This is a genomic window from Streptomyces sp. NBC_00435, from assembly GCF_036014235.1.
Lineage (GTDB): Bacteria > Actinomycetota > Actinomycetes > Streptomycetales > Streptomycetaceae > Streptomyces.
Map to the genome: position 1 here is coordinate 3,741,186 of NZ_CP107924.1, position 20,788 is coordinate 3,761,973.

A 20,788-nucleotide genomic window follows, 5' to 3' on the forward strand; every position below is an offset into this window, starting at 1 on the left:
CCGACCATGACCACCACCACAGCCGCGGCCGCGGACGAGCTCCTCGTCCCCGTCCCCGACGAGGACGGCGCCCCCTTCTGGGAGTACGCCGCCCAGGGCGAACTCCGGATCCAGGCCTGCGCCGCACCCGGCTGCGGCAAGCTCCGCTTCCCGCCCCGGCCCTGCTGCCCGCACTGCCGTTCCTTCGACTCCGAATGGCGCCTGATGAGCGGCCGGGGCCGGATCTGGTCCTACGTGCGGCCGCACCCGCCGCTGCTGCCGGCCTACGCCGCACAGGCCCCGTACAACGTGATCCTCGTGGAGCTGGCCGAGGCCCCGCACATCCGCCTCGCCGGGAACCTCGTCACCTCCGCCGATGCCCCCCTGGACTCCGTGGACCCGGCGCGGCTGCGCATCGGGGCCCGGGTCCAGGTCGTGTTCACCGAAACGGGCGGGGTGGCCGTGCCGCGCTGGGTCCTGGAGAAGTCGTGACGGCCGCCCGGGCCCCGGGCCTGCGGGTGGAGCGGGACAAGGCCACCGGGGTCGCGGTCGTCACCCTGGACCGGGAGCGCAAACACAACGCCATCGACCTGGAGACGGCCGCCGCGCTGGCCTCGGTCTGGCGGGAGCTGCGTTTCGAGGACGAGGTACGGGCGATCGTCCTGACGGGCGCCGGACGGGCCGCCTTCTGCACCGGTATCGACCGGGGCGTCTCCGTGCCGCAGCCCTCCTCGCCCTACTCGATGGACGACCCGCTCGTCGCCATCGGCCCGAAGGCGAACGACCTGTGGAAGCCGGTGGTCGCCGCCGTCAACGGCATGGCCTGCGGCGGAGCGTTCTACCTGCTGGGCGAGTCGGAGTTCATCGTCTCCTCCTCGTCGGCGACCTACTTCGACCCGCACACCAGCTACGGCATGGTCAGCGCCTACGAGGCCATCTACATGGCGCAGCGCATGCCCTTCGGCGAGGCCGCCCGGATGTCCCTGATGGGCACCGCGGAACGCCTCTCCGCACAGCGGGCGTACGAGATCGGCCTGGTCTCGGAGCTGGCCGGGCCCGACCAGCTGCTCCCGGCGGCCCTGCGGGCGGCCGAGACCCTGGCCGGCTTCCCCACGGAGGCCGTGCAGGGCACCGTACGGTCCCTGTGGGCGGCGAAGCAGGGGGCGCTGCAGCAGGCCCTGGCGCAGGCTCCGGGGCTGGTGGCGCTGGGGAACCTGGCGCCGGAGCGGCAGGCGGAGCTGTTCGCGGGGCGGCGCGGAGCCGGCCCGGAGCCGCGGGTGCGCTGACGGGCCGGGCCGGTCCGCGGCCTGTCGGGGGCGGGGCCGGACAGGGGCCCGCCCCCGACCGGACCGCCGCCGGCTAGCGGGTTTTCCTGGTGGACCTGGGCTTCGGCCTGCTCGTCTTCTTGCCGTCCGGGAGGTCCGCGGAGCCGGTGGTCGTGGTGGGCGTCGGGCTCGAGGACTCGACGACCTCGACCGCTCCCAGGGCGCACCGCTCGATCACGTCGGCCTTCTCCGCCCTGCGCATCGGGACCTCCAGGGTCCGGCCCTCGCCCGGCTTGAGCGCCATGACGTCGATGATCTGCGCCTCGGTGCCGTAGCCCTCCCAGTGGAAGGTCAGCGACGTCCGGATGTCGTGCGTGACCGAGGCATCCGAGGTGATCCTGATCGTGGCCTTCGGGCGGCCCGGGCCCGCGCAGGCGATCAGCTCGAGGTGCGCGGGCAGCGCGGACCGGCTGGGCGCGGGCGTGGCCGACGAACCACCGCCGCTGCCGCCGCCGCTGCCGTAGCTCTTCTTCTTCGGCTTGCTCTTGGAGCTGGAGCAGCCGCCCCCGCCGCTGCTGCTCTTACTGCTGCTCTTGCCGCTGCCACTGCCACTGCCGCCCGTCGACGAGAACCCCGTCAGCGCGAGCACCACACCCACCAGCACCGCCGTGAGCCTGACCCGACCCCCCGTGACCACCATGGCCGCTCCCTCTCCTTGTACGACGGCGGCACGCTACCAGGGGGCTCCGCCGCCGCCCCGCGTGCGGGAGCCGGAGGGCGGGCGTAGCGTCGGGACCGAGATCCAGACCCACTCCCCCGGAGGGCCGGGCATGATCCGCAACGTACTCGGCTCGCTCATGGGTCTGATCGGAGCGACGGCCGCCGTCTGGAGCCCCTTCCGTGCCTGGTACGACGGCCGTCACGGACGCGACTACCGCATCGAGGAGCTCTTCACCGCCGCCGGGATCACCGACACCAGGGCCGCCCTGCTGGGCTCGATCCTGCTGCCGTTCCTCTTCGCCGCCCTCGTCGTACTGGTGGCGATCGTGCTGCGCTCGCGCCTGCTCATGGCCTTCGCCGGAATCGTCGTCCTGGGCTTCGCCGTGCTGTGGATGGTCCGCCAGGGCCAGGCGGCGGGCGGCCTCTCGGTCGGCGGCGACGGCACGGGCCTGGGCGACGGCCTCGCCAACGCCTTCGGGGCGGGAGCGGTCCTCATCCTTGCGGCGGCCGTGATGAGCGGCCGGCCCCGCCGCCGCGACCGCGAGCGCGACCTCGCTCCCGAGCCCTACCACGACGCGGCCCCTCCTGACCCGGACGCTGACGCTGGCCCTGGCCCTGGCCCTGGCCCTGGCCCTGGCGCTGACCCGGACCCGGCCCACCCCCAGCCCCCGTCGGCCTGGCCGCCCCGGCCGCAGGACCACTCGTAGGCCCCCCGCAGCCGCGGCGGGCACCAGGGACCCGGACATGACGGCGGCCCCGTCCCCCCTGAGGGGGCGGGGCCGGCCAGCCGTTGCGGACGGGGTGGGGATCAGGCGTCGACGACGCCGGACGCCGTGATCTCGATCTTGCCGCGCGTGGAGCCCGAGGGGCTGCCGAGCTTCTCGATCGCGTCCACGATCTCCTTGCCCTCGACGACCTCGCCGAAGACGACGTGCTTGCCGTCGAGCCAGGAGGTGACGACGGTGGTGATGAAGAACTGCGAGCCGTTGGTGTTGCGGCCGGCGTTCGCCATCGACAGGAGGTACGGACGGTCGTGCGTCAGGGTGAAGTTCTCGTCGGCGAACTTCTCGCCGAAGATGCTCTTGCCACCCGTGCCGTTGTGGTTGGTGAAGTCACCGCCCTGCAGCATGAACTGCGGGATCACGCGGTGGAAGCCGGAGCCGGCGTAGCCGTAGCCGTTCTGGCCGGTGGCGAGCTCGCGGAAGTTCTGGGCGGTCTTCGGGACGACCTCGTCGAAGAGGTTGAAGACGATGCGGCCGGCGGGCTGGCCGTCGATGGCGATGTCGAAGAATACGTTGCTCATGGGGTCCATCCTGTCACTCCCGGTACGGTGCGCGGCCCCGAGGGGCCACGACGCGACCCCGGGACCGCTCAGCCGCAGCTCAGGACGGGCCCGGCCGGGGGCTCGGTCGCGGGCCCGGCGGAGCCCGGCCGGGGCCTCCCCCGGCTCAGCCGCCCGTGCGGGTGCCCGTGCCCTTGGCGGCGTCCAGGGCGTACACGCAGCGGTCCTTGCTGCACGCGTAGACCACGCCCGCCTCGGCCACCGGGGCTCCGGTGATCTCCCCGCCGGTGGCCAGCTTCCAGCGGAGCTGGCCGCCCGCCGCGTCGAGGGTGTACAGGCAGTGGTCGGCCGAGCCGAAGTGGACCCGGCCGTCGGCGACCGCCGGTGAACCGGTGATCTCGCCGCCCGCCGCGAACCGCCACTTCGGGGTGCCGGTGACCGCGTCGAGCGTGTAGACGGCGCTGCCCGCGCCCAGGTGGACGTTGCCCGCGGCCACGACCACCGGGTCGGCGGACTGCCGGGGCTCCGTGGCGATGCGCCAGCGGTCGGTGCCGGTGGCAGCGTCCAGGGCGTACACGGTGCCCAGGTAGTCGGCGAGGTAGACACCGCCGCCCGTGACGGCCGCGCCGGGGGCGAAGGCCGGGGGCGCGAGGAACACGGCGGGGGCCTCGAAGTGCCAGCGGACCCGGCCCGAGGCCCGGTCGATGGAGATCACCCGGGTGCCGGCGGTCACGTAGACGTTGCCGTCGGGGGCGGGGGCGACCCGTACGGGCACGTTCCCGCAGGAGGCCGCGTCACCGATCGGGTAGGACCAGGACTCGCGGCCGGAGCGGGCGTCCAGGGCGCGCAGCCGGGCGTCCTGCCACACGTAGACCATGCCGTCGTGGAGGACGGGGGCCGCCTCGACGGTCTCGAACTCGCTCTGCGCGCCGGACAGCTCCCACAGCTTCTGCCCGCTGGACGACTCCCAGGCCTGTACGCCGCCTCCGCGCGTCGCGGTGACCACGGTGCCCCGGTCCGCCCGCAGGGCGTACACCCAGGCCTCGGCGGACAGCCGCCAGCGCTCGGAGCCGTCGACGGAGTCGAGGGCGTAGAGGGAGGGGCCGTCGGAGGCGTGGATGCGGCCGTCCGAGACGGCCATGGACCAGGCGACGTCGCGGGTCTTGAACTGGCGCCGGCCGCTGGCCACGTCCAGGGCGTGCACCTCGAAGGAGGTGACGTAGAGCAGGTCGCCTGCGACCGTCGGGGTGCCCCAGACCTCGTTGGACATCCGGAAGCGCCAGGGGCGCCAGCGGCCACTGTCCGGGGCCGGCCCGGGGCTCGGCACGACTTCGGACCGCGGGGAGGCCATGGGCGCCGGTCCGGCCACCGAGCCGCCGCCGGGCGGGCGGATCCAGCCGGTCGCGGAGTCCGCCGCGGCGGCATGGGCGGCGGGTGCCGATACGGAGGCCTGCGGGCCGGGGCCGATCGGCACCGGGGAGCCGCCGAGGCGGACGGGCTCTCCGGAGGGTGCCATCGGGGGGTGCTCGGGCCGCTGCGGGACGGCCTGGCCGGTCCGCGGATCGGTCCAGGGGTCGGCTCCGCCGCGCTGGCGGCGGTGCGTGGCGGGACCGGAGGCGGGACCGGAGCCGTGGCCCGGCCCGTGGCCGCCCGGGCCCGGGCCGCCGGGCCGTCCGGAGCCCGCCGGCTTCGGCACGGCGGCGGCGGCCGCCGCGGCCGCCGCGGCGGCGTTGCGGTGGCCCGCCCGGCGGGCCTCGATCATCGCGACGGCCCGTTCGGGCAGCCAGGCCGAGGCGGTGCCGCTCTCGTCGCCGCCCTCAAAGAGGTGCGGGGCCAGCTGCGCCTGCAGGTCGGCCGGGGTCGGCCGCTGCGTCGCGTCCATCTGCATGCAGGAGTCGATCAGCGGGCGGAGCTCGTCCGGGAGCCCCTCCAGGTTCGGGCCCTCGCGCAGCAGCATGAAGACCGTCTCCACCGGGTTCGCCCCGTGGTACGGCGGGTGCCCGGTGGCGGCGAAGACCAGCGTCGAGCCGAGCGAGAAGACGTCGCTGGCGCCCTTGACGCTGCGCGAGTCCTTGGCCTGCTCCGGTGACATGTACGCGGGGGTGCCGACGGCGACGTTCGTCATGGTCAGGCGGGTGTTGGAGACCCCGCTGGCGATGCCGAAGTCGATGACGCGCGGGCCGTCCTCGACGACCAGCACGTTGGACGGCTTCAGGTCGCGGTGGACCAGGCCCGCCCCGTGGATGGACTGCAGCGCCTCGGCGATGCCGGCCGCGAGCCACCGTACGGCCTGGGCGGGCATGGGCCCGCACTCGTGGACGATCTCCTCCAGGGAGGGCGCCGGGACGTACGCGGTGGCCAGCCACGGCACGGCCGCACGCGGATCGGCGTCGACCACGGCGGCGGTGTAGAAGCCCGACACGGCGCGCGCCGCCTCCACCTCGCGGGTGAAGCGCACGCGGAACAGCTGGTCCTCGGCGAGCTCGGTGCGCACCGTCTTGATCGCCACCCGGCGTCCGGACGCCGACCGGGCGAGATAGACCAGCCCCATGCCGCCGGCGCCGAGCCGTCCCAGCACCTCGAAGGGGCCGATCCGTCTCGGGTCGTGCTGCGTCAGCTGCTCCACCACTCGCCTCCACACCCATCCCCGTACGGGCTGCCCGCACGAGCCCGCTCTTTCGGTCAAGCACGCCACCAGCAGGAGCCGGCCGACGCGGGGCCCTGCCCCGTGCAGCGTCTCACCCCCGGCCGCAGCCCGGGACGCGCACCCCCGATTCTGTCAGGCCCGCGCCCGGTCCGGCCCCGGCGCGGCGGGGAGTGCGGTACCGGCCGCGGACGGGTACGGGCCGACGGGTACGGGCGGACCGCTGCTAGAGGACGGAGACGGACGACGGTGCGGTGGACGAGTTGAAGCGGGTGCTGGCGCCGTCGGTGAACCGGACCTGCCACTCACCGCCCTGCGTGGGGATGACCGTCCTGCGGTAGTAGCCGGTCGTGCTGGTGACCGAGGTGCTCATCTCCTTCCAGGTGGTGGAGCCGTTCGCCTTGAAGAAGTAGTGGACCTTCTGGCCCGCGAGCGGCTTGGCGGTCCCTTCCGGGGTGAGTGTGTACAGGGTGCCCTTCATGGTCAGCCCGCCCCCCTTGGGTACGGAGTAGGGGAGCCTGTTCGGGGTGAACCAGGTGTGGAGCCGGCTCGGCTTGAGGATCCGGGTGCCGGTGCTCGGGCCGAAGGTCTTCGACTCCGCGACCCTGAGGCGCCAGCCGTTCACCTGCCACTTCGGAATGTCGATCGCCACGATGAAGGTCGAGTTGAACGGCCTGGGCGTCGACCGCAGCGCCTGCCAGGTGCCGTCCGGCCGCATGGCGTCGACCTGAATGTAGGCGCTCTCCGTGGTGGTGCCGTCGATGAGCGCCTTGCCGGTGAAGGTCAGCTTGCCGTCGGCGGTGGGGGCGCTCACCGTCTCCTCGGTCATCCGCGTGGTGTTGGTGACCCGGGCGATGGTGACGGTCCCGCCGGTGGTGGGCTTGAGCAGCCAGGGGCTGCGGACCCCGATGTTCCAGGTGCCGGGCTGCTGCACCCTGGGGGTGATCGTGAAGGTGCCGTCGGCCCTGGTGCGAGAGCCTTCGGTCGAAGCCGTGCAGCCCGCGGGGGCCACGCAGGCAGCGTTGATGATGTGCCCCGCGCCCACCGGCTTGACCGTGCCGTCGCCGGCGAGACGGGTGAGCTGGCCCCTCACGGGCGAGCCGCCGTACTGCATGGTCAGGTTCGTGGTCGGTCCGGTCAGGGTCACGAAGGCCTGCTGGGCCACGACCTTGAGGTACTGGTCCGCGTAGGCGTAGCCCTCGTCCTCGATGAACCGGGCGGCCACGTACGGCACGTACTCAGAGCCCAGGAGGGAGAAGGGGACGGAGAACCGGCCGTCGGCGTCGGTCTTCCCCCGGAAGGAGTTCTTCTCCACCACATCGGTGGACACGACGGCCGTCACACCCTCGAGGGGGACCCGGGCGCCGGTCTTCGGGTCCTTGGCCGTGATCCTGCCGGTGGCCACCGCGCTCAGGCCGTCCAGGGAGAACTCCTCCTTGCTGGAGGAGAGATCCATGGACGCCCCCGGCGCGTAGAGGAACTTCCTGCTGTCGGACCGGCTGCCCTGCTCGCCGGTGACGGGGTTCTTGGCGTAGACGTCCACCTCGTAGGTGCCCAGCGCGTCCAGCACGATGGGGTCGCTCTCCCAGTGGAAGGTGTCCTCCGCGGAGGAGCCGTCCTCTCGCACGAGCCTGAACTTGCTCACGCTCAGTACGACCTTCGTGCTGCCCGCCGGCCGGATGTCTATCCGTACGGGATCCATGCTGGTCTTGTTGAGCAGCGCTTGGTACTTGTCGACATACGGGACGGTGACGTTGGCCTGGGGCACCCCCGTCTCGCCGGCCGCCGCGACCCTCTGCAGGGAGAGCTTCTTGCCTACCGGGACGCCCGGCGCCGTCGGAACGGCCGTTTCCTCCGGAGCCTCCGGTGCGTCCGGGGCCACCGCCGCGTCCGGCGCCGAGACCGGCGCCGGCGTCGGAGCCGGAGTCCCCGCCGCCGGAGCGGCCACGGCCCCCACCGCACCGGACACCGCCAGGGCCACTGTCGTACCGATCACCGTCAGCGCGCTGCTGATTCTGCGCACGGATACCCCCATGTACATGCTTGATCCACTGGATTGCGCATGCCATGACTCGCCGGACCGCACGATGGTTGTACGCCGTCCGGGCGCCCGGACGGCCTGGTGGCGCGCCCAGCGGGCCGCCTAGCGGCCCATCCTCATGCGCGGTTCCGCGAGCAGCCCGAAGACCGCCCCCTGGTTGTCGGCGACGACCGCGATCCGCCCGTACGGGGTGTCGACGGGATCGGCGGTGACCCGGCCGCCCAGGCGCCGCACCACGGCGACGGACCGGTCGCAGTCGGGGACGGCGAAGTACGCGAGGAAGTGCGCGGGCATGATGTCGGGGAAGGCGTCCGTGATCAGGCTGCGGCCCAGGACGGCGGTCTCCGAGCCGGGGACACGGCCGGGCGGGGACCAGACGCGGTACTCGATGCCCGCCTCGTCGTCGTTCTGGTCCTCGGGAACGTAGCCGAAGACCTTGGCGTAGAAGACGTCGACGGCGTCGCGGGCCCGGGTGTAGACCTCGCTCCAGCAGTACGTGTACGGCTCCATCTGGGCGTCGAAGCCGTGGTGGGTACCGGGCTGCCACAGGCCGAAGACGGCCCCGCCGGGGTCGGCGGCCATCGCGGCGGTCCCGTACGGGCCGACCGGCATCGGGTCCATCACCATCTGGCCGCCGGCGGCACGGATGCGCTGGGCGCAGGCGTACGCGTCGGTCGTGTAGAGATAGATCCCCCAGACGGTCGGCATGCGGCCGTCCGGCTTGGGGGCGAGGGCGGCGACGTTGCGGCCCCGGCTGTAGGCCTGGGTGTAGTGGCCGTACTCGGCTCCGGCACTGTCGGCGAAGGTCCACCCGAACAGCTCACCGTAGAAGCGCTTGCCCGCTTCCACGTCCGGCAGGGAGGCGTCGACCCAGCAGGGTGAGCCTTCCGCGAATGCGGCCATGAGCCCGGTTCCTTCCGTTGTGCGGAGGTATGCGCCCTCCGCCGTACTCGCCCAGCCATGTCCTCCGGATCATGATGTGCCCGAAAACTTGTCCACAGCCTGTTGATAAGACTATTCGGGGGATAGGGCCTGATGTCGGACGGCACGCCCGGGGCGCCCGCCCGGCCGGAAACGGTCCCGGTGCCGGGACGGGACGTGCTTTCGCCCAGGCCAGGCATCCCGTAACCCCATTTGCAGGCGGCCGAATCGCGCGCCGATCACCCCTCGGTAAGCTGACGGCATGACAGGACAAGTACGCACCGTCGACGGCCGCGTTGCCGGCCGGCGCGGTCAGGCGACGAGGCAGAAGCTGCTCGACTGCCTCAGCGAGATGCTCAGCTCCTCGCCGTACCGCGACGTCAAAGTGATCGACGTCGCCCGCAAGGCCGGTACCTCCCCCGCGACCTTCTACCAGTACTTCCCGGACGTCGAGGGCGCCGTCCTGGAGATCGCCGAGCGCATGGCCAACGAGGGTGCTCAGCTCACCTCGTTGGTCGAGGGCCGCGCGTGGGTGGGCAAGGCGGGCTGGGCGGCGGCCGAGGAACTCGTCGAGGGCTTCCTGGAGTTCTGGCGGCGCAACGACGCGATCCTGCGGGTCGTCGACCTCGGCGCGGCCGAGGGCGACAAGCGGTTCTACAAGATCCGCATGAAGATCCTCAACTCCGTCACCAACTCCCTCACGGAGTCGATGAAGGAGCTCCAGGCGAAGGGCAAGGTCGACAAGGACCTCAGCCCGGCGGCGATGGCCGGTTCGCTGGTCGCCATGCTGGCCGCGGTCGCCTCGCACCAGAAGGGCTTCCAGACCTGGGGCGTCAAGCAGGCGGAGCTGAAGCCGAACCTGGCGCTCCTGGTCCACCTGGGCATCACGGGCAAGAAGCCTACGAAGTGACGGCCCTCGCCCCCGGTGAACGGGGGGCGATTGCCCTCAACTCGCCAGATCGGGCCTCCGGGCTTCGGGTATCCGCCTCCGGCCGGAGGCCGGGACCCGCACCGCTCTGGTGCTGCAAGGGCTGTTGATGCCCGAGCCGCCCGCCCGTCCGGCGGGCTCGGGCCTCGATCTCGACCTCGACCTCGACCTCGACCGAGGCATTGCGGTCGGCGCCGCCCTCATGCCCGCGGTGCGTGCGGGCGAACATCCGGCCGCGTCCCCCGCGGGAGTCCGGATCGACCGAAGAGACAGGTGTTTGCCCCGTCACGATCTCCTTGTCGATTCCCATGACGACATGGCGACGCGAGGTGTCGGCCGAAGGACGATCAGCGGCGCTCCAGGCGGAACAACCGGATCTCGCGCTCGATGCGCGCCTGGTACGTCGCGTAGGGCGGCCAGAACTTCAGCGCCGCCTGCCACGCCGCCGCACGTTCCTCACCCGCCAGCAGGCGGGCACGTACGGTGATGTCCTGACCCTTCCAACTCACTTCCGCATCAGGGTTCTTGAGCAGGTTCCCGGTCCACGCCGGATGTCCGGGGCGGCCGAAGTTCGAGCCGATCAGCAGCCAGCTCACGCCGTCCTGCTCCGGCATGCACGCGAGCGGGGTGACCCGCGGCTCGCCGGTCTTGGCTCCCTTGGCGGTGAGGATCACGCCGGGGAGCATCTGGGCGCTCAGGATGACCTTGCCGCGGGTCAGTTTGTGCACGGCCTTGTCCATGGCGGGGATGAAGTGCGGTGCGATCTTCGCGAACAGCAGGGTCGAGGAGACCTTCTGCATCAGCTTGACTCCGGGCGCCATCAGACGGCCACCTTCTCGGTCCGAGGTGTGGGGGCGGGTACGGGAACAGGTACGGGAACAGGTGCGGGGGCGAACAGTCCGGCGGCGTCCGCGGCGTGGGCGCGCAGCCGGTGGGCGGGGCCGAAGAGCAGCTCGTCGCCGGCCGCCCGCTTGAAGTAGAGGTGGGCGTCGTGCTCCCAGGTGAAGCCGATGCCTCCGTGCAGCTGGATGGCCTCCCCGGCGGTGGTCCGCAGCGCCTCGAGGGCCTGGGCGAGGGCGAGGCCGCCCTGGTCCGGGTCCCAGGCGGCGTAGTAGGCGGCCGAGCGGGCCGACTGGACCTGCACGTAGAGGTCGGCGAGGCGGTGCTTGACCGCCTGGAACGAGCCGATGGCCCGGCCGAACTGCTCGCGCTGCTGTGCGTACTCCACGGTGCGGGCGAGCGCCTGCCCGGCCGCGCCCGCCGCCTCGGCGGCCAGGACGGCGGCGGCGCCGCGTCCGGTGGCGGCGAGGGCGTCGAGCACGTCCCCGTCCCCCTCCCCCAGCAGTTCGGCTTCCACGTCGCGCAGCTGGACGCGGCCCTGCGGGCGGGTCTCGTCCAGGGTGGTCTGCCGTGACCGCAGGAGGCCGGGCGCGTCCTCCCGTACGAGGAAGAGCAGGGTGCGGCTGCGGGCGAAGCCTCCCGTGTGCGCGGCGACCAGCAGCAGCGAGGCGCTGTGCCCGTCGAGCACCTGGGCGACCTCCCCGTACAGCCGCCAGCCGCCGTCGACGGCACGGGCCTGCACCCCGCCCGCCCGGCCGCCGCCGGCCCATTCGCCCGGGGCGTTGCCGCCGGTCAGCGCGAGGGCGGTGGCGAGGGCCGGACCGGGTACGGCGAGCGCGGCGGTGAGCCCGCCGGCCGCGAGCTGCGGGAGCAGGGTGGAGCGCTGGGCCGCGGTGCCCAGGGCGGTGACCAGTGGTACGGCGAGCACGGCGGTGGCGAGCAGCGGCGAGGGCAGCAGCGCCCGCCCGGTCTCCTCACAGGCCAGGGCCAGGTCGGCGGCGCTACAGCCGACTCCGCCGTACTCCTCGGCCACGGCGATGCCGGGCAGGCCGAGCTGCTGGGCGAGCTGCCGCCAGAGCTCCCGGTCGTGTCCGGCGGCGGTGCGGACGGCGGCCTTGACCTCGTCCGGGCCGCAGCGTTTGCCCAGGATCTCGCGCAGGGTACGGCGCATCTCGTCCTGCTCCGCGGTGAAGGCGGCATCCATCGTCGGGCTCCTCCCCGTATCTGACGGGCCGTCATGTTAGGCCGGGCGGCGTCAGATGCACAGGGGGGCGGCGGGTTCTCTCCGCCGCCGGCGGTCGCTACCGCATGCCGAAGAGGCTCTCCTGCACTCCCCCGCCCCCCACGCGAGCTCCGTACGAGGGGGTGGAACCGAGGGAACGGTGCGGGCCGCCCGCGAGCAACTCGTCGAGCAGCGCCTCCCGCAGGGCGCCGAGGGTGACGATCTCCTGAGCGGCCGCGCGCGCCCGCCGGTGAAGACGACCGGCCAACTCGGCGAAGCGGTCGCGGACGTCGGCCGGGGCCCAGGGGACCGCGGCGGCCGCGAAGGCACGGTGGCTGATCTCGCGGCCACCCGCACCCTGCGCCGTCGATGCCAGGTCGACGGCATGGCAACGGATCGCGTGCAGGAGCCAGTACTGGTCGCCCTCGGACTCAGGCTCCAGGACGAGCACGCCCCGGCCGGGGGCCACGGCGACCTCGTTGACCACCACACGCACGCCGCCCTCACGGGCGGCCAACAGCAGCGAACCCGGTGGACAGAGCGGAACGTCGGCGGTGACGGCCTGCTCGGAGCCGGTGGCACCGAGGTGCGCAAGTTCGCTCCGCAGGATGTCCGCGGGCGCGACGACGGGTCCGGCCGGACCTGCCGGTCCTGCCGGCCCGGCCGGACCCGGCTGCGCGCCCTGCGTGTGGGGCCGCACGCGGGACCCCCCGCTGATCCGCGCGAGCTCCCCGAAGGGCCGCGTCGGCATCCACCCGCCGGCCGTCTGCGACCGGAACCGGGCGTCGGCGACCGCGGGCGCCGTACGCACGATGTCGGCGTCGACCTGCGCCTTCTCCTCCACCACGGTCATCAGGCGAAGGAAGTCCCGCGCCTGTGCGAGCGGCGGCACCGGCACCGGCAGCTCGCGCAGCGCGGCCAGGTTGAGCGTGCGCTGCAAGGTGGAGCCCGTCGCCCGGCTTTCGCACCACTCGCGCGCATAAGAGGAGTTGAGCCACGCCGAGAGCCAGTCGGAGTCCACCGGGCCGGGCTCGACGAGACTGATCCGGCCGATCGTCCGGGAGGCGTTCCAGCCTTCGAACTCCTCGGTGACGACGGCGGCTTCACCCACCCTGCCGACCATCACGACCAGGACGTCGCCCGCGCCGACGCGGCTGCGCGGGTGGTCGCGGTCCACCTGATGGCTGACGCGCCTGACGTGGTCCGGATGCACCCGCCCGCCCTGAACGTCGGCGGCGCGGACCATGCCCACGCCGTGGTCCACATGCGGTCCGGGGCGGGTGATCCCGTACCCGATGGGCGATTTCAGGGGAAGGTCCCCGAGCGCCACCACTGTCCAGCCCACGGGGAGCGCCCGCAGGCGCTCTTCGGCTCGTGCTGTGCTCACCGGTTGTCCAGCAGGTCTCGGAGCTCGTCTTCCAGTCGGCGCGATTCCTCGAAGTGGCGTTCCAGTTCGGCGGTCAGTTCGTACAGCCGCTGGTGGACTCCGGACTCCGGTTCGCCATCGGCCTCCGCGGGTACGGTCCGGGACGGCAGTACGTCGAAGTCCCGGGCGGCGAGCTCCTCGATCGAAACCGACCGGGACCATCCGGGCGTGTCCGCGTACGGGGAACCGCCGGACTCCCCGCGCCACCACGCATACGTTCGCGCGATGCGCGCGACGGCCTCCTTCGGGAGCAGGCGCTGCCGCTTGTCCACCGCGACCGAGGTCTCACGCGCGTCGACGAGGAGCACCTTGCCGCGCGCCCGGGCGGGCTTGCCGCCGTTCCTCCCGGCGAGGATCCACAGGCACACCGGGTTGCGGACGTGCGGGATGAGGCCGGCGGGGAGTTCGACCACCGCGGCCAGGAGATCCGACTCGACCAGACGGGCCCTGATGTCCCGTTCGGCACCCCGCGTACTGGTCGCCGCACCGGTGGGCAGGAGGATCCCGGCCCTCCCCCCGGGCGACAGCTTGGTCAGACAGTGCTGCACCCAGGCGAAATTGGCGTTCCCCTCGGGCGGGATGCCCAGCGGCCACAGCCCCCCGTGCCGGCTGTAGCCGTAATCCCAACGGGACTGGTTGAACGGTGGATTGACCGCCACGACATCGAACGTCCTCTCCGGGAAGCCATCCTGGAGAAGGCTCGACGCGGGTCCTTCGAGACGGGCGTCGAGGTCGTGGACACCCAGATTCATCGCGGCGGTGTCCAGGGCGGCCACACTGCTGTCCTGACCGAACAGGCTCAGATCCTTCGATGTGCCGCCATGTGCCGTCACGTACGCGGCGGATTCGACGAGCAAACCGCCCGATCCGCACGCGGGGTCGTAGACGGAATCGTGCGGGCGTGGAGCCAGCAGGTCCACGATCAGGGCCGTGACGTCCCGCGGCGTGAAGTACTGACCGCCCTTGGCGCCACGGGACTGCACCTGCAGTACGAGTTCGAACAGCCGGACGGGGCTCTGCGCCCGCGCCACCGCATCGATGACGTCACGCAGCTGCGACGGGTTCACCGCGGTCAGGTCCGGAAGGGACGCCACGCGGCGGTGTCCGTGATCCTTGCCCCAGCGGTCCACGCCGCTCCGGATCAGGTCGTACGGACGATGCCCGTCCTCGTATGGGGACTGGAGCTCGTCCCAGGCGTACGGGTCGAACCCGCGGGACCGCGCGTCGCCGGACCGTGGCGACTCCGCGTGGTGCCGCAGCAGCCCGAGGAGCAGGACGAAGCGGTACGCCTCCTCGACGGACATGACGCCGCGCAGGGCATCCGTCGCCCGCCCCAGCGCCGCCGCCTCCTGGGCCTCGTTCGCCGCCACATCGCCTCCTACGCGCTCACCACCACCCGTGCCCTCCCATCATGCCTCGCAGGTCATCAGGCCTGGAGGTAGTTGGCGATCAGGAACCCGACGCCGACGGTCGCCACGAAGGAGGCCCCACCGGCGGCCAAGGCGATCGGCAGGTCCGCCCCCGCCGACCGCAGGCAGACCGCCGCCGCCACGGCGGCGAGGGCGGCGAACGTGACGATGAGTGCGACCACCAGAACCTTGTTCATCATGAACCCCCACCACTCCCGAGTCGGATTTCAACCGATTAGTCGCATCGGAGGGGGCAAACCACTCCACCTCATCGATGCAGACACGACAGTAGCAGCTTCAGCAGTCGGTTTGGTTTCGATGTAGCAGTCGGTTCGGTCTGTTCCTATCAATCATTTCACGATGCGCAATTCACCGCTCGTGATTCCTTCCCGCAGCCCCATCGCCCCGGCGGTCACGGAACCCGGGACCGGCCCTGCCCCGCACCACACATCTGATGTACCGTCAGATTCATGTCATCAGCCACTCCTTCCGGTGCCCGCCGCCGGGTCGCGGTCGTCGGCGTCGCTCTCTCGGACTGCGGCCGGGTGGACGGCCCCACGCCGTACGCCCTGCACGCGCAGGCCGCCCGCCGCGCCCTGGCCGACTCCGGCCTGGACCGGTCGGTGATCGACGGCTTCGCCTCCGCCGGCCTCGGCATCCTGGCCCCCGTCGAGGTGGCCGAGTACCTCGGGCTGCGCCCCACCTGGGTCGACTCCACCTCGGTCGGCGGCTCCACCTGGGAGGTCATGGCCGCCCACGCCGCCGACGCCATCGCGGCCGGCCACGCCAACGCGGTGCTCCTCGTCTACGGATCCACCGCCCGCGCCGACATCAAGGCCCGCCGCCGGACCTCCAACCTCTCCTTCGGCGCACGGGGACCGCTGCAGTTCGAGGTCCCGTACGGGCACACGCTGGTCTCCAAGTACGCGATGGCCGCGCGCCGCCACATGCACGAGTACGGCACGACCCTGGAGCAGCTCGCCGAGGTGGCGGTCCAGGCGCGGGCGAACGCCGCCACCAACCCGGACGCGATGTTCCGCGACCCGATCACGGTCGACGACGTCCTGTCCTCCGGCATGATCGCGGACCCGTTCACGAAGCTGAACTGCTGCATCCGCTCGGACGGCGGCTGCGCCGTGCTGCTGGCGGCGGAGGACTACGTACCGGACACGGCGAAGGAGCCGGTCTGGATCCTGGGCTCGGGCACCTCGGTCTCGCACACCACGATGTCGGAGTGGGAGGACTTCACCGTCTCCCCGGCGGCGGTCTCCGGCCGCCAGGCCTTCGCCCGCGCCGGGCTCACCCCCGCCGACGTGGATCTGGCCGAAATCTACGACGCCTTCACCTACATGACCCTGGTGACGCTGGAGGACCTCGGTTTCTGCGCGAAGGGCGAGGGAGGCGCCTTCGTCGAGAAGGGCCGCCTCCTGCGGGACGGCGAGCTCCCGGTCAACACCGACGGCGGCGGCCTCTCCGCCTGCCACCCCGGCATGCGCGGACTGTTCCTGCTGGTCGAGGCGGTACGCCAACTGCGCGGCGAGGCCGGCGCGGGCCAGGTGCGCAAACCGGACGGCGCCCTGCCGCGGGTGGCCCTCGCCTCCGGCACGGGTGGGTGGTTCTGCTCCTCGGGCACGGTGATCCTGGCCCGGGACTGACCTCCCGGACCCCGGCTGCGTAAGCTCCCGGTGGGCGCGGACACCCCTGGTGTCCGTGCCCTTTCGGGGACTCTTCAGCCATCACGGGACAACACTTGATATCGAACCTGCTGCGGCGCTCTCGCGCCGCTCTCGCCATCACCGTCGCCACCGGCGCCCTCCTCACCGTGGCAGCGCCGGCCCAGGCCGCCGCCGCCGCACCGACCGTGACCGCCCGCGGCGCCTTCCTGATGGACGGCACCACCGGCACGATGCTGTACACGAAGTCGGGCAACACCAAGCGTCAGATGGCCAGCACCACCAAGATCATGACGGCCGCCGTCGTGATCACCACTCCGGGGATCGACCTCAACAAGAAGGTCAAGATCCAGCAGGAGTACCTGAACTACGTCGTCCGCGAGGGCGCGAGCTCGGCCCACCTGAAGGCGGGTGCCACGCCCACGGTCCGCCAGCTGCTGTACGCGCTGATGCTGCCGTCGGGCTGCGACGCGGCGTACGCGCTCGCCGACACCTTCGGCTCGGGGGCGACCACCAAGGCCCGTACGGCGGACTTCATCGCGAAGATGAACGCCAAGGCGAAGGCGCTCGGCATGACCAACACGGTCTACGACTCCTTCGACGGCATCTCGCCGACCGGCAACAACCTCACCACCCCGCGTGACCTCGCGAAGCTCACCAAGTACGCGATGGGCGCGTACACGTTCCGGACGCTCGTGAAGACCACGTCGATCAGCAGCGGCGCCACCTCCACGGACGCCACGTGGACCAACAGCAACCTGCTGCTCCAGGCCGGCTCCGGCTACACGACCCCGGACGCCATCGGCGTCAAGACGGGTACGGGCACGGCCGCGGGCAAGTGCCTCGTCTTCTCGGTGACCCGTAACGGCAAGACCGTCATCGGCGTCATGCTGAACGACGAGGAGCGCTACGCGGACGCGATCAAGCTCACCGACTGGGCCCTCGGCAAGGCCGCCGGCTCCCCCTCGCTCCTGCGCGGCAACACCACGCCGATCCCGGACGTCCTCGACTGACGCTCCCGGTGAGTGCGCGGTGATCGCGCGATGAGTGCACGACGACGCCCCGTCCGCCCGGTTCTCCGGGCGGACGGGGCGTCGGGCCGTCCGGGCCCCGGGGCCACCGGGCCTTCGGACTACTGGGCCCCGCCGCGTCCTCAGTACTGCCAGCGGGGCTGCTTGCCGTCCATCCGGCAGTAGATCATCCGCCGGTTCGCGGCATGGGTGGAGCGCCCGAGGTCGGCCTTGCGGCAGAACTGACCGGCGTTGTAGCAGTTCCCGGCGTTGGAGACGATCTCGCAGGCCCCGCCCGGGGGCTCCGTGGGGGCCTTGGTGACCGGGGCCTGGGGCTTCGCCGTGGTCCGGCTCGGGGCCGGGGCCGGCTTCGGATCGGCGGGCTTCGGTGTCGCCCTCGGGGTCGGGGCCGAGGTCGCGGTTGCTGTCGGGCTCGGGCTCGGCGTCACGACCGCCGACGGGCTCGGCGCGGCACTGGTGGGCGGCGGCGAGCTGACGGGCGCGGAGCTCGAGGACGTGAGGCCGGACGGGACGGCGGGCGGGCCGGCGCTCCCCGCCACGGGCCCGCAGGCCACCGTGACACCGGCCACCACCAGGGCCAAAACGGCTCTTCGTACGGTGCTCCTGACGTTCTTCATCCCTGCGTCTCCCCACCCTTAAGGCACACGTAAAGAACGCACATCATAGGAACGGCGCGCGCTCGTGGTGTTCGATTGAGGAATGACGAGCAACCTCGACGATTTCCGCACCACCCTGCACTCCCTCCGCGTCTGGGACGGCCCGCTGCCCTCCTTCGACACGGCGGCCGCGCCCGCCGAGCCGCTGGAGCTCTTCCGGGAGTGGTTCACGCACGCCGCCAAGGCGGGGCAGCCGGAGCCGCACACGATGAGCCTGGCGACGGTGGACGCGGACAGGCGGCCCGACGTACGGACGCTGATGCTGCACGACGCCGACGAGCGTGGCTGGCACTTCGCCTCGCACTCCACCAGCGCCAAGGGCCGGCAGCTGGCCGGACAGCCGGAGGCGGCACTGGGCTTCTACTGGCCGGCCGTGGCCCGCCAGATCCGGGTCCGGGGCCTGGTCACGGCCTGCGACGCGGCCGAGAGCCGGGCCGACCTGGCGGTGCGTTCGCGCGGCGCGCTCGCGGCGGCGCTGACGGGCCGGCAGAGCGAGGTGCTGTCCTCCCCCGAGGAACTGGCCCGGGTTTCGGCGGAGTCCTGGGAGCGGGCGGGCGCGGAGCCGGACGCCCCGGCGCCGACGTGGACGGCGTACGTGCTCTCCCCGACCGAGGTCGAGTTCTTCCAGGGCGACGCCACCCGCCGCCACACCCGTCTCCAGTACACCCGTACCCCCACCACCCCCTGGACCCGCCACCTCCTCTGGCCCTGAGGCACCCCGGGAGGGACCGGCCCGACCCGTCCACCACCCGGCCCGTACCGGGCGGCGGGTGGGCGCCGACGGCGGCCCGCCGCCGGGCGCGGCGCGGACGAGCCGTCAGGCCTCCGGCGGGGCGAACACCGCCACCCGGACGCCCTGCGCCGCCTCCCGGAAGGTCACCACCAGGTCCATGCCCACGCGCAGCTCCGCGCCCCGCGCGCCCACGACCTCGGTCATCATCCGCGGCCCCTCCGCGAGGTCCACCACCGCCGCAACGTACGGGACGCGCTCCCCGAAGGGCGGCAGATCGTTCCGGTGGATCACCGACCACGTGTACAGCGTGGCCCGGCCGCTCGCCGTCTCCCACGTCACGCTGTCCTCCCCCGCCCAGCAGGACGGGCAGAACTCCCGCGGGTAGTGGTGCGCCTTCCCGCATTCACCGCAGCGCCGCAGCAGCAGCCGCCCCTCCGCCGCCGCGTCCCAGTAGGGCCGCGTGAAATCGTCGATCTCCGGCAGGTCGAACCGCGCAGCCGTACCGGCTCCACCACTCACGACACCACTCCTCATCACCGTTGCGGACCCTTCGGGACCTTTCAGGACCGCTCCGGACCGCTCCGGATCCCTCCGGACCGCCGTCCCGCATCCATGCCTCGAACTGACACTCCGTCAGTTCACCGGATCGGGCAGCATCCCACAAGGCCCCCGTGATCGATCCGCAATCGATTCCCTCCTCGTCCGAGACCCACCGGCCTCGCACGGCGATACGCTCACACCTCATGCCCGGAGTCCCCGCAGCACCCGACATGTCCACCCAGCCCCGCCCGGTCTACGTGATCGGCGCCGGCCCCGGCGGCCTCGCCGTCGCCGCCGCGCTGCGCGCCCGCGGGGTCCGCGCGGTGGTCGTGGAGAAGTCCGATTCGGTGGGCGCCTCCTGGCGGCGGCACTACGACCGCCTCCACCTGCACACCACCCGCCGGCTCTCCGCCCTCCCGGGCCTGGCCATGCCGCGCCGCTTCGGGCGCTGGGTCGCGCGCGAGAACGTCGTGCAATACCTGGAGAAGTACGCCGAGTTCCACGAGCTGGAGCTCGTCACCGGCATCGAAGTGACCCGCATCGAACCGGCCACGGGCAGCCCGGACGGCCCGACCGGCCCGGACACTGCGGACACCACCGACACCGAAGGTGCCGAAGGCCGCCCGGACGCCCCGGACGACGCGCACACCCCCGGCTGGACCCTCCACGCCACCGGGGGCCGCGTCATGGCGGCCCGCGCGGTCGTGATCGCCACCGGGTTCAACCACACCCCCTTCATCCCCGACTGGCCCGGCCGGGACGCCTACCCGGGACCGGTCGTCCATGCCGCCGGGTACCGCAACCCCGCCCCCTACGCCGGCCAGGACGTGCTCGTCGTCGGCGTGGGCAACACCGGCGCCGAGATAGCCGTCGACCTCGCCGACGGCGGCGCCGCCCGGGTCCGGCTCGCCGTGCGCACGGCCCCGCACATCCTGCGCCGCTCGACCGCCGGCTGGCCGGCCCAGCGCACCGGGATCCTTGTCCGCAGGCTCCCCGTACGGCTGGTCGACCGGCTCGGTGCGATCGTCGGCAGGATCTCGGTCCCGGACCTGTCGGCGTACGGGCTCCCGCGCCCCACCACCGGCCTGTACAGCAGGGTCAAGCAGGGCGCGGTCCCGGTCCAGGACGTGGGGCTGATCGACGCGATCCGGGCCGGCCGGGTGGAGCCCGTGGCCGCCGTCGAGTCCTTCGACGGGGCCGAGGTGGTCCTCGCCGACGGCTCCCGGATCTCCCCGGACGCGGTGATCGCGGCCACCGGGTACCGCCGCGCCCTGGAGGGCCTGGTCGGGGACCTCGGCGTCCTGGACGACCGGGGCCGACCCCGCGTCCACGGTCCCCACACCCCGCCCGGCGCCCCGGGCCTCTACTTCACCGGTTTCACCAACCCCATCAGCGGGATGTTCCGCGAACTGGCCCTGGATGCCGAGAAGATAGCCAAGGCGATCGCCCGGAGCCTCCGCGACTGAACGGCCCGCGCA

20 protein-coding genes are annotated in these 20,788 nt (G+C 72.6%); 8 read left to right on the forward strand and 12 right to left on the reverse strand.

The window, feature by feature from the left end:
• Nucleotides 1-6: 6 nt before the first annotated feature.
• Together OG389_RS17105 and OG389_RS17110 are read left to right on the forward strand one after the other, a co-directional pair.
• Nucleotides 7-471 (forward strand): Zn-ribbon domain-containing OB-fold protein, encoded by a 465-nt coding sequence (locus tag OG389_RS17105; RefSeq protein WP_328299361.1) that lies wholly within the window; start codon nucleotides 7-9, stop codon nucleotides 469-471.
• Complete coding sequence (locus OG389_RS17110; protein ID WP_328299362.1) at nucleotides 468-1,265, forward strand: enoyl-CoA hydratase/isomerase family protein; 798 nt, start codon at nucleotides 468-470, stop codon at nucleotides 1,263-1,265. Before OG389_RS17105 ends, OG389_RS17110 begins: the two co-directional genes overlap by 4 nt.
• 73 nt (nucleotides 1,266-1,338) lie before the next feature.
• Here the strand turns inward: OG389_RS17110 and OG389_RS17115 are convergent, their stop codons facing one another.
• Entirely contained in the window at nucleotides 1,339-1,944 is a 606-nt protein-coding gene (locus OG389_RS17115; RefSeq protein WP_328299363.1) for a hypothetical protein, read from the reverse strand.
• Nucleotides 1,945-2,074: 130 nt separating this feature from the next.
• On the opposite strand from OG389_RS17115, the gene OG389_RS17120 reads away from it, so the two are divergent.
• On the forward strand, nucleotides 2,075-2,671 hold the full coding sequence (locus OG389_RS17120; RefSeq protein ID WP_328299364.1) for a hypothetical protein: 597 nt from the start codon (nucleotides 2,075-2,077) through the stop codon (nucleotides 2,669-2,671).
• A gap of 101 nt (nucleotides 2,672-2,772) precedes the next feature.
• On the opposite strand, the gene OG389_RS17125 is transcribed toward OG389_RS17120, so the two are convergent.
• The 4 genes from OG389_RS17125 to OG389_RS17140 all read right to left on the reverse strand — a co-directional run bounded on the left by OG389_RS17125 (nucleotide 2,773) and on the right by OG389_RS17140 (nucleotide 8,834).
• Nucleotides 2,773-3,267: a peptidylprolyl isomerase gene (locus OG389_RS17125; protein WP_328299365.1), complete on the reverse strand. Its 495-nt coding sequence runs from the start codon at nucleotides 3,265-3,267 to the stop codon at nucleotides 2,773-2,775.
• Between the two features lie 145 nt (nucleotides 3,268-3,412).
• A complete protein-coding gene (locus OG389_RS17130; protein WP_328299366.1) occupies nucleotides 3,413-5,872 on the reverse strand; it encodes an outer membrane protein assembly factor BamB family protein in 2,460 nt (819 codons plus the stop codon).
• 244 nt (nucleotides 5,873-6,116) lie between these two features.
• Nucleotides 6,117-7,913, reverse strand: a complete 1,797-nt coding sequence (locus OG389_RS17135) for a hypothetical protein (protein ID WP_328299367.1) — start codon at nucleotides 7,911-7,913, stop codon at nucleotides 6,117-6,119.
• 120 nt (nucleotides 7,914-8,033) lie between these two features.
• Nucleotides 8,034-8,834, reverse strand: coding sequence for a VOC family protein (locus OG389_RS17140; RefSeq protein ID WP_328299368.1), 801 nt, complete (start codon nucleotides 8,832-8,834; stop codon nucleotides 8,034-8,036).
• 280 nt (nucleotides 8,835-9,114) lie between these two features.
• Here OG389_RS17140 and OG389_RS17145 point away from each other — a divergent pair, with 280 nt between their 5' ends.
• Nucleotides 9,115-9,762 (forward strand): TetR family transcriptional regulator, encoded by a 648-nt coding sequence (locus OG389_RS17145; protein ID WP_328299369.1) that lies wholly within the window; start codon nucleotides 9,115-9,117, stop codon nucleotides 9,760-9,762.
• A gap of 365 nt (nucleotides 9,763-10,127) precedes the next feature.
• Here OG389_RS17145 and OG389_RS17150 read toward each other — a convergent pair whose 3' ends face one another.
• The 5 genes from OG389_RS17150 to OG389_RS17170 form a co-directional block, all read right to left on the reverse strand.
• The gene (locus tag OG389_RS17150) at nucleotides 10,128-10,601 is read right to left on the reverse strand and encodes a nitroreductase family deazaflavin-dependent oxidoreductase (RefSeq protein ID WP_328299370.1); all 474 of its coding nucleotides are present in this window, start codon (nucleotides 10,599-10,601) and stop codon (nucleotides 10,128-10,130) included.
• Nucleotides 10,601-11,824 carry an acyl-CoA dehydrogenase family protein gene (locus tag OG389_RS17155; RefSeq protein WP_328299371.1) on the reverse strand — a complete coding sequence of 408 codons (1,224 nt, stop codon included), beginning with the start codon at nucleotides 11,822-11,824 and terminating at the stop codon, nucleotides 10,601-10,603. The genes OG389_RS17150 and OG389_RS17155 overlap by 1 nt, the downstream gene beginning before the upstream one ends.
• Before the next feature lie 97 nt (nucleotides 11,825-11,921).
• Entirely contained in the window at nucleotides 11,922-13,229 is a 1,308-nt protein-coding gene (locus OG389_RS17160) for a hypothetical protein (protein ID WP_328299372.1), read from the reverse strand.
• Nucleotides 13,226-14,638, reverse strand: coding sequence for an N-6 DNA methylase (locus tag OG389_RS17165; RefSeq protein WP_328299373.1), 1,413 nt, complete (start codon nucleotides 14,636-14,638; stop codon nucleotides 13,226-13,228). The genes OG389_RS17160 and OG389_RS17165 overlap by 4 nt, the downstream gene beginning before the upstream one ends.
• Before the next feature lie 56 nt (nucleotides 14,639-14,694).
• Nucleotides 14,695-14,877: a hypothetical protein gene (locus OG389_RS17170; RefSeq protein WP_328299374.1), complete on the reverse strand. Its 183-nt coding sequence runs from the start codon at nucleotides 14,875-14,877 to the stop codon at nucleotides 14,695-14,697.
• Nucleotides 14,878-15,147: 270 nt separating this feature from the next.
• Between OG389_RS17170 and OG389_RS17175 the strand changes: the two genes are divergently transcribed.
• Nucleotides 15,148-16,332, forward strand: coding sequence for an acetyl-CoA acetyltransferase (locus tag OG389_RS17175; protein ID WP_328299375.1), 1,185 nt, complete (start codon nucleotides 15,148-15,150; stop codon nucleotides 16,330-16,332).
• Between the two features lie 95 nt (nucleotides 16,333-16,427).
• On the forward strand, nucleotides 16,428-17,363 hold the full coding sequence (locus tag OG389_RS17180; protein WP_443059294.1) for a D-alanyl-D-alanine carboxypeptidase family protein: 936 nt from the start codon (nucleotides 16,428-16,430) through the stop codon (nucleotides 17,361-17,363).
• Between the two features lie 140 nt (nucleotides 17,364-17,503).
• On the opposite strand, the gene OG389_RS17185 is transcribed toward OG389_RS17180, so the two are convergent.
• The gene (locus OG389_RS17185; RefSeq protein ID WP_328299376.1) at nucleotides 17,504-17,998 is read right to left on the reverse strand and encodes a hypothetical protein; all 495 of its coding nucleotides are present in this window, start codon (nucleotides 17,996-17,998) and stop codon (nucleotides 17,504-17,506) included.
• 82 nt (nucleotides 17,999-18,080) lie between these two features.
• Here OG389_RS17185 and OG389_RS17190 point away from each other — a divergent pair, with 82 nt between their 5' ends.
• Entirely contained in the window at nucleotides 18,081-18,749 is a 669-nt protein-coding gene (locus OG389_RS17190; RefSeq protein ID WP_328299377.1) for a pyridoxine/pyridoxamine 5'-phosphate oxidase, read from the forward strand.
• Nucleotides 18,750-18,854: 105 nt separating this feature from the next.
• Here OG389_RS17190 and OG389_RS17195 read toward each other — a convergent pair whose 3' ends face one another.
• On the reverse strand, nucleotides 18,855-19,289 hold the full coding sequence (locus tag OG389_RS17195; RefSeq protein ID WP_328299378.1) for a Zn-ribbon domain-containing OB-fold protein: 435 nt from the start codon (nucleotides 19,287-19,289) through the stop codon (nucleotides 18,855-18,857).
• A 224-nt stretch (nucleotides 19,290-19,513) separates the two neighbouring features.
• Between OG389_RS17195 and OG389_RS17200 the strand changes: the two genes are divergently transcribed.
• Nucleotides 19,514-20,776: a flavin-containing monooxygenase gene (locus OG389_RS17200; RefSeq protein ID WP_328299379.1), complete on the forward strand. Its 1,263-nt coding sequence runs from the start codon at nucleotides 19,514-19,516 to the stop codon at nucleotides 20,774-20,776.
• The last annotated feature ends 12 nt before the right edge of the window (nucleotides 20,777-20,788 follow it).

Coding starts and splice junctions, on each gene's coding strand:
- OG389_RS17200 (WP_328299379.1), top strand. CDS start 19,514: ATGCCCGGAGTCCCCGCAGCACCCGACATGTCCACCCAGCCCCGCCCG.
- OG389_RS17150 (WP_328299370.1), bottom strand. CDS start 10,601: ATGGCGCCCGGAGTCAAGCTGATGCAGAAGGTCTCCTCGACCCTGCTG.
- OG389_RS17140 (WP_328299368.1), bottom strand. CDS start 8,834: ATGGCCGCATTCGCGGAAGGCTCACCCTGCTGGGTCGACGCCTCCCTG.
- OG389_RS17115 (WP_328299363.1), bottom strand. CDS start 1,944: ATGGTGGTCACGGGGGGTCGGGTCAGGCTCACGGCGGTGCTGGTGGGT.
- OG389_RS17105 (WP_328299361.1), top strand. CDS start 7: ATGACCACCACCACAGCCGCGGCCGCGGACGAGCTCCTCGTCCCCGTC.
- OG389_RS17120 (WP_328299364.1), top strand. CDS start 2,075: ATGATCCGCAACGTACTCGGCTCGCTCATGGGTCTGATCGGAGCGACG.
- OG389_RS17175 (WP_328299375.1), top strand. CDS start 15,148: ATGTCATCAGCCACTCCTTCCGGTGCCCGCCGCCGGGTCGCGGTCGTC.
- OG389_RS17125 (WP_328299365.1), bottom strand. CDS start 3,267: ATGAGCAACGTATTCTTCGACATCGCCATCGACGGCCAGCCCGCCGGC.
- OG389_RS17145 (WP_328299369.1), top strand. CDS start 9,115: ATGACAGGACAAGTACGCACCGTCGACGGCCGCGTTGCCGGCCGGCGC.
- OG389_RS17155 (WP_328299371.1), bottom strand. CDS start 11,824: ATGGATGCCGCCTTCACCGCGGAGCAGGACGAGATGCGCCGTACCCTG.
- OG389_RS17170 (WP_328299374.1), bottom strand. CDS start 14,877: ATGATGAACAAGGTTCTGGTGGTCGCACTCATCGTCACGTTCGCCGCC.
- OG389_RS17185 (WP_328299376.1), bottom strand. CDS start 17,998: ATGAAGAACGTCAGGAGCACCGTACGAAGAGCCGTTTTGGCCCTGGTG.
- OG389_RS17190 (WP_328299377.1), top strand. CDS start 18,081: ATGACGAGCAACCTCGACGATTTCCGCACCACCCTGCACTCCCTCCGC.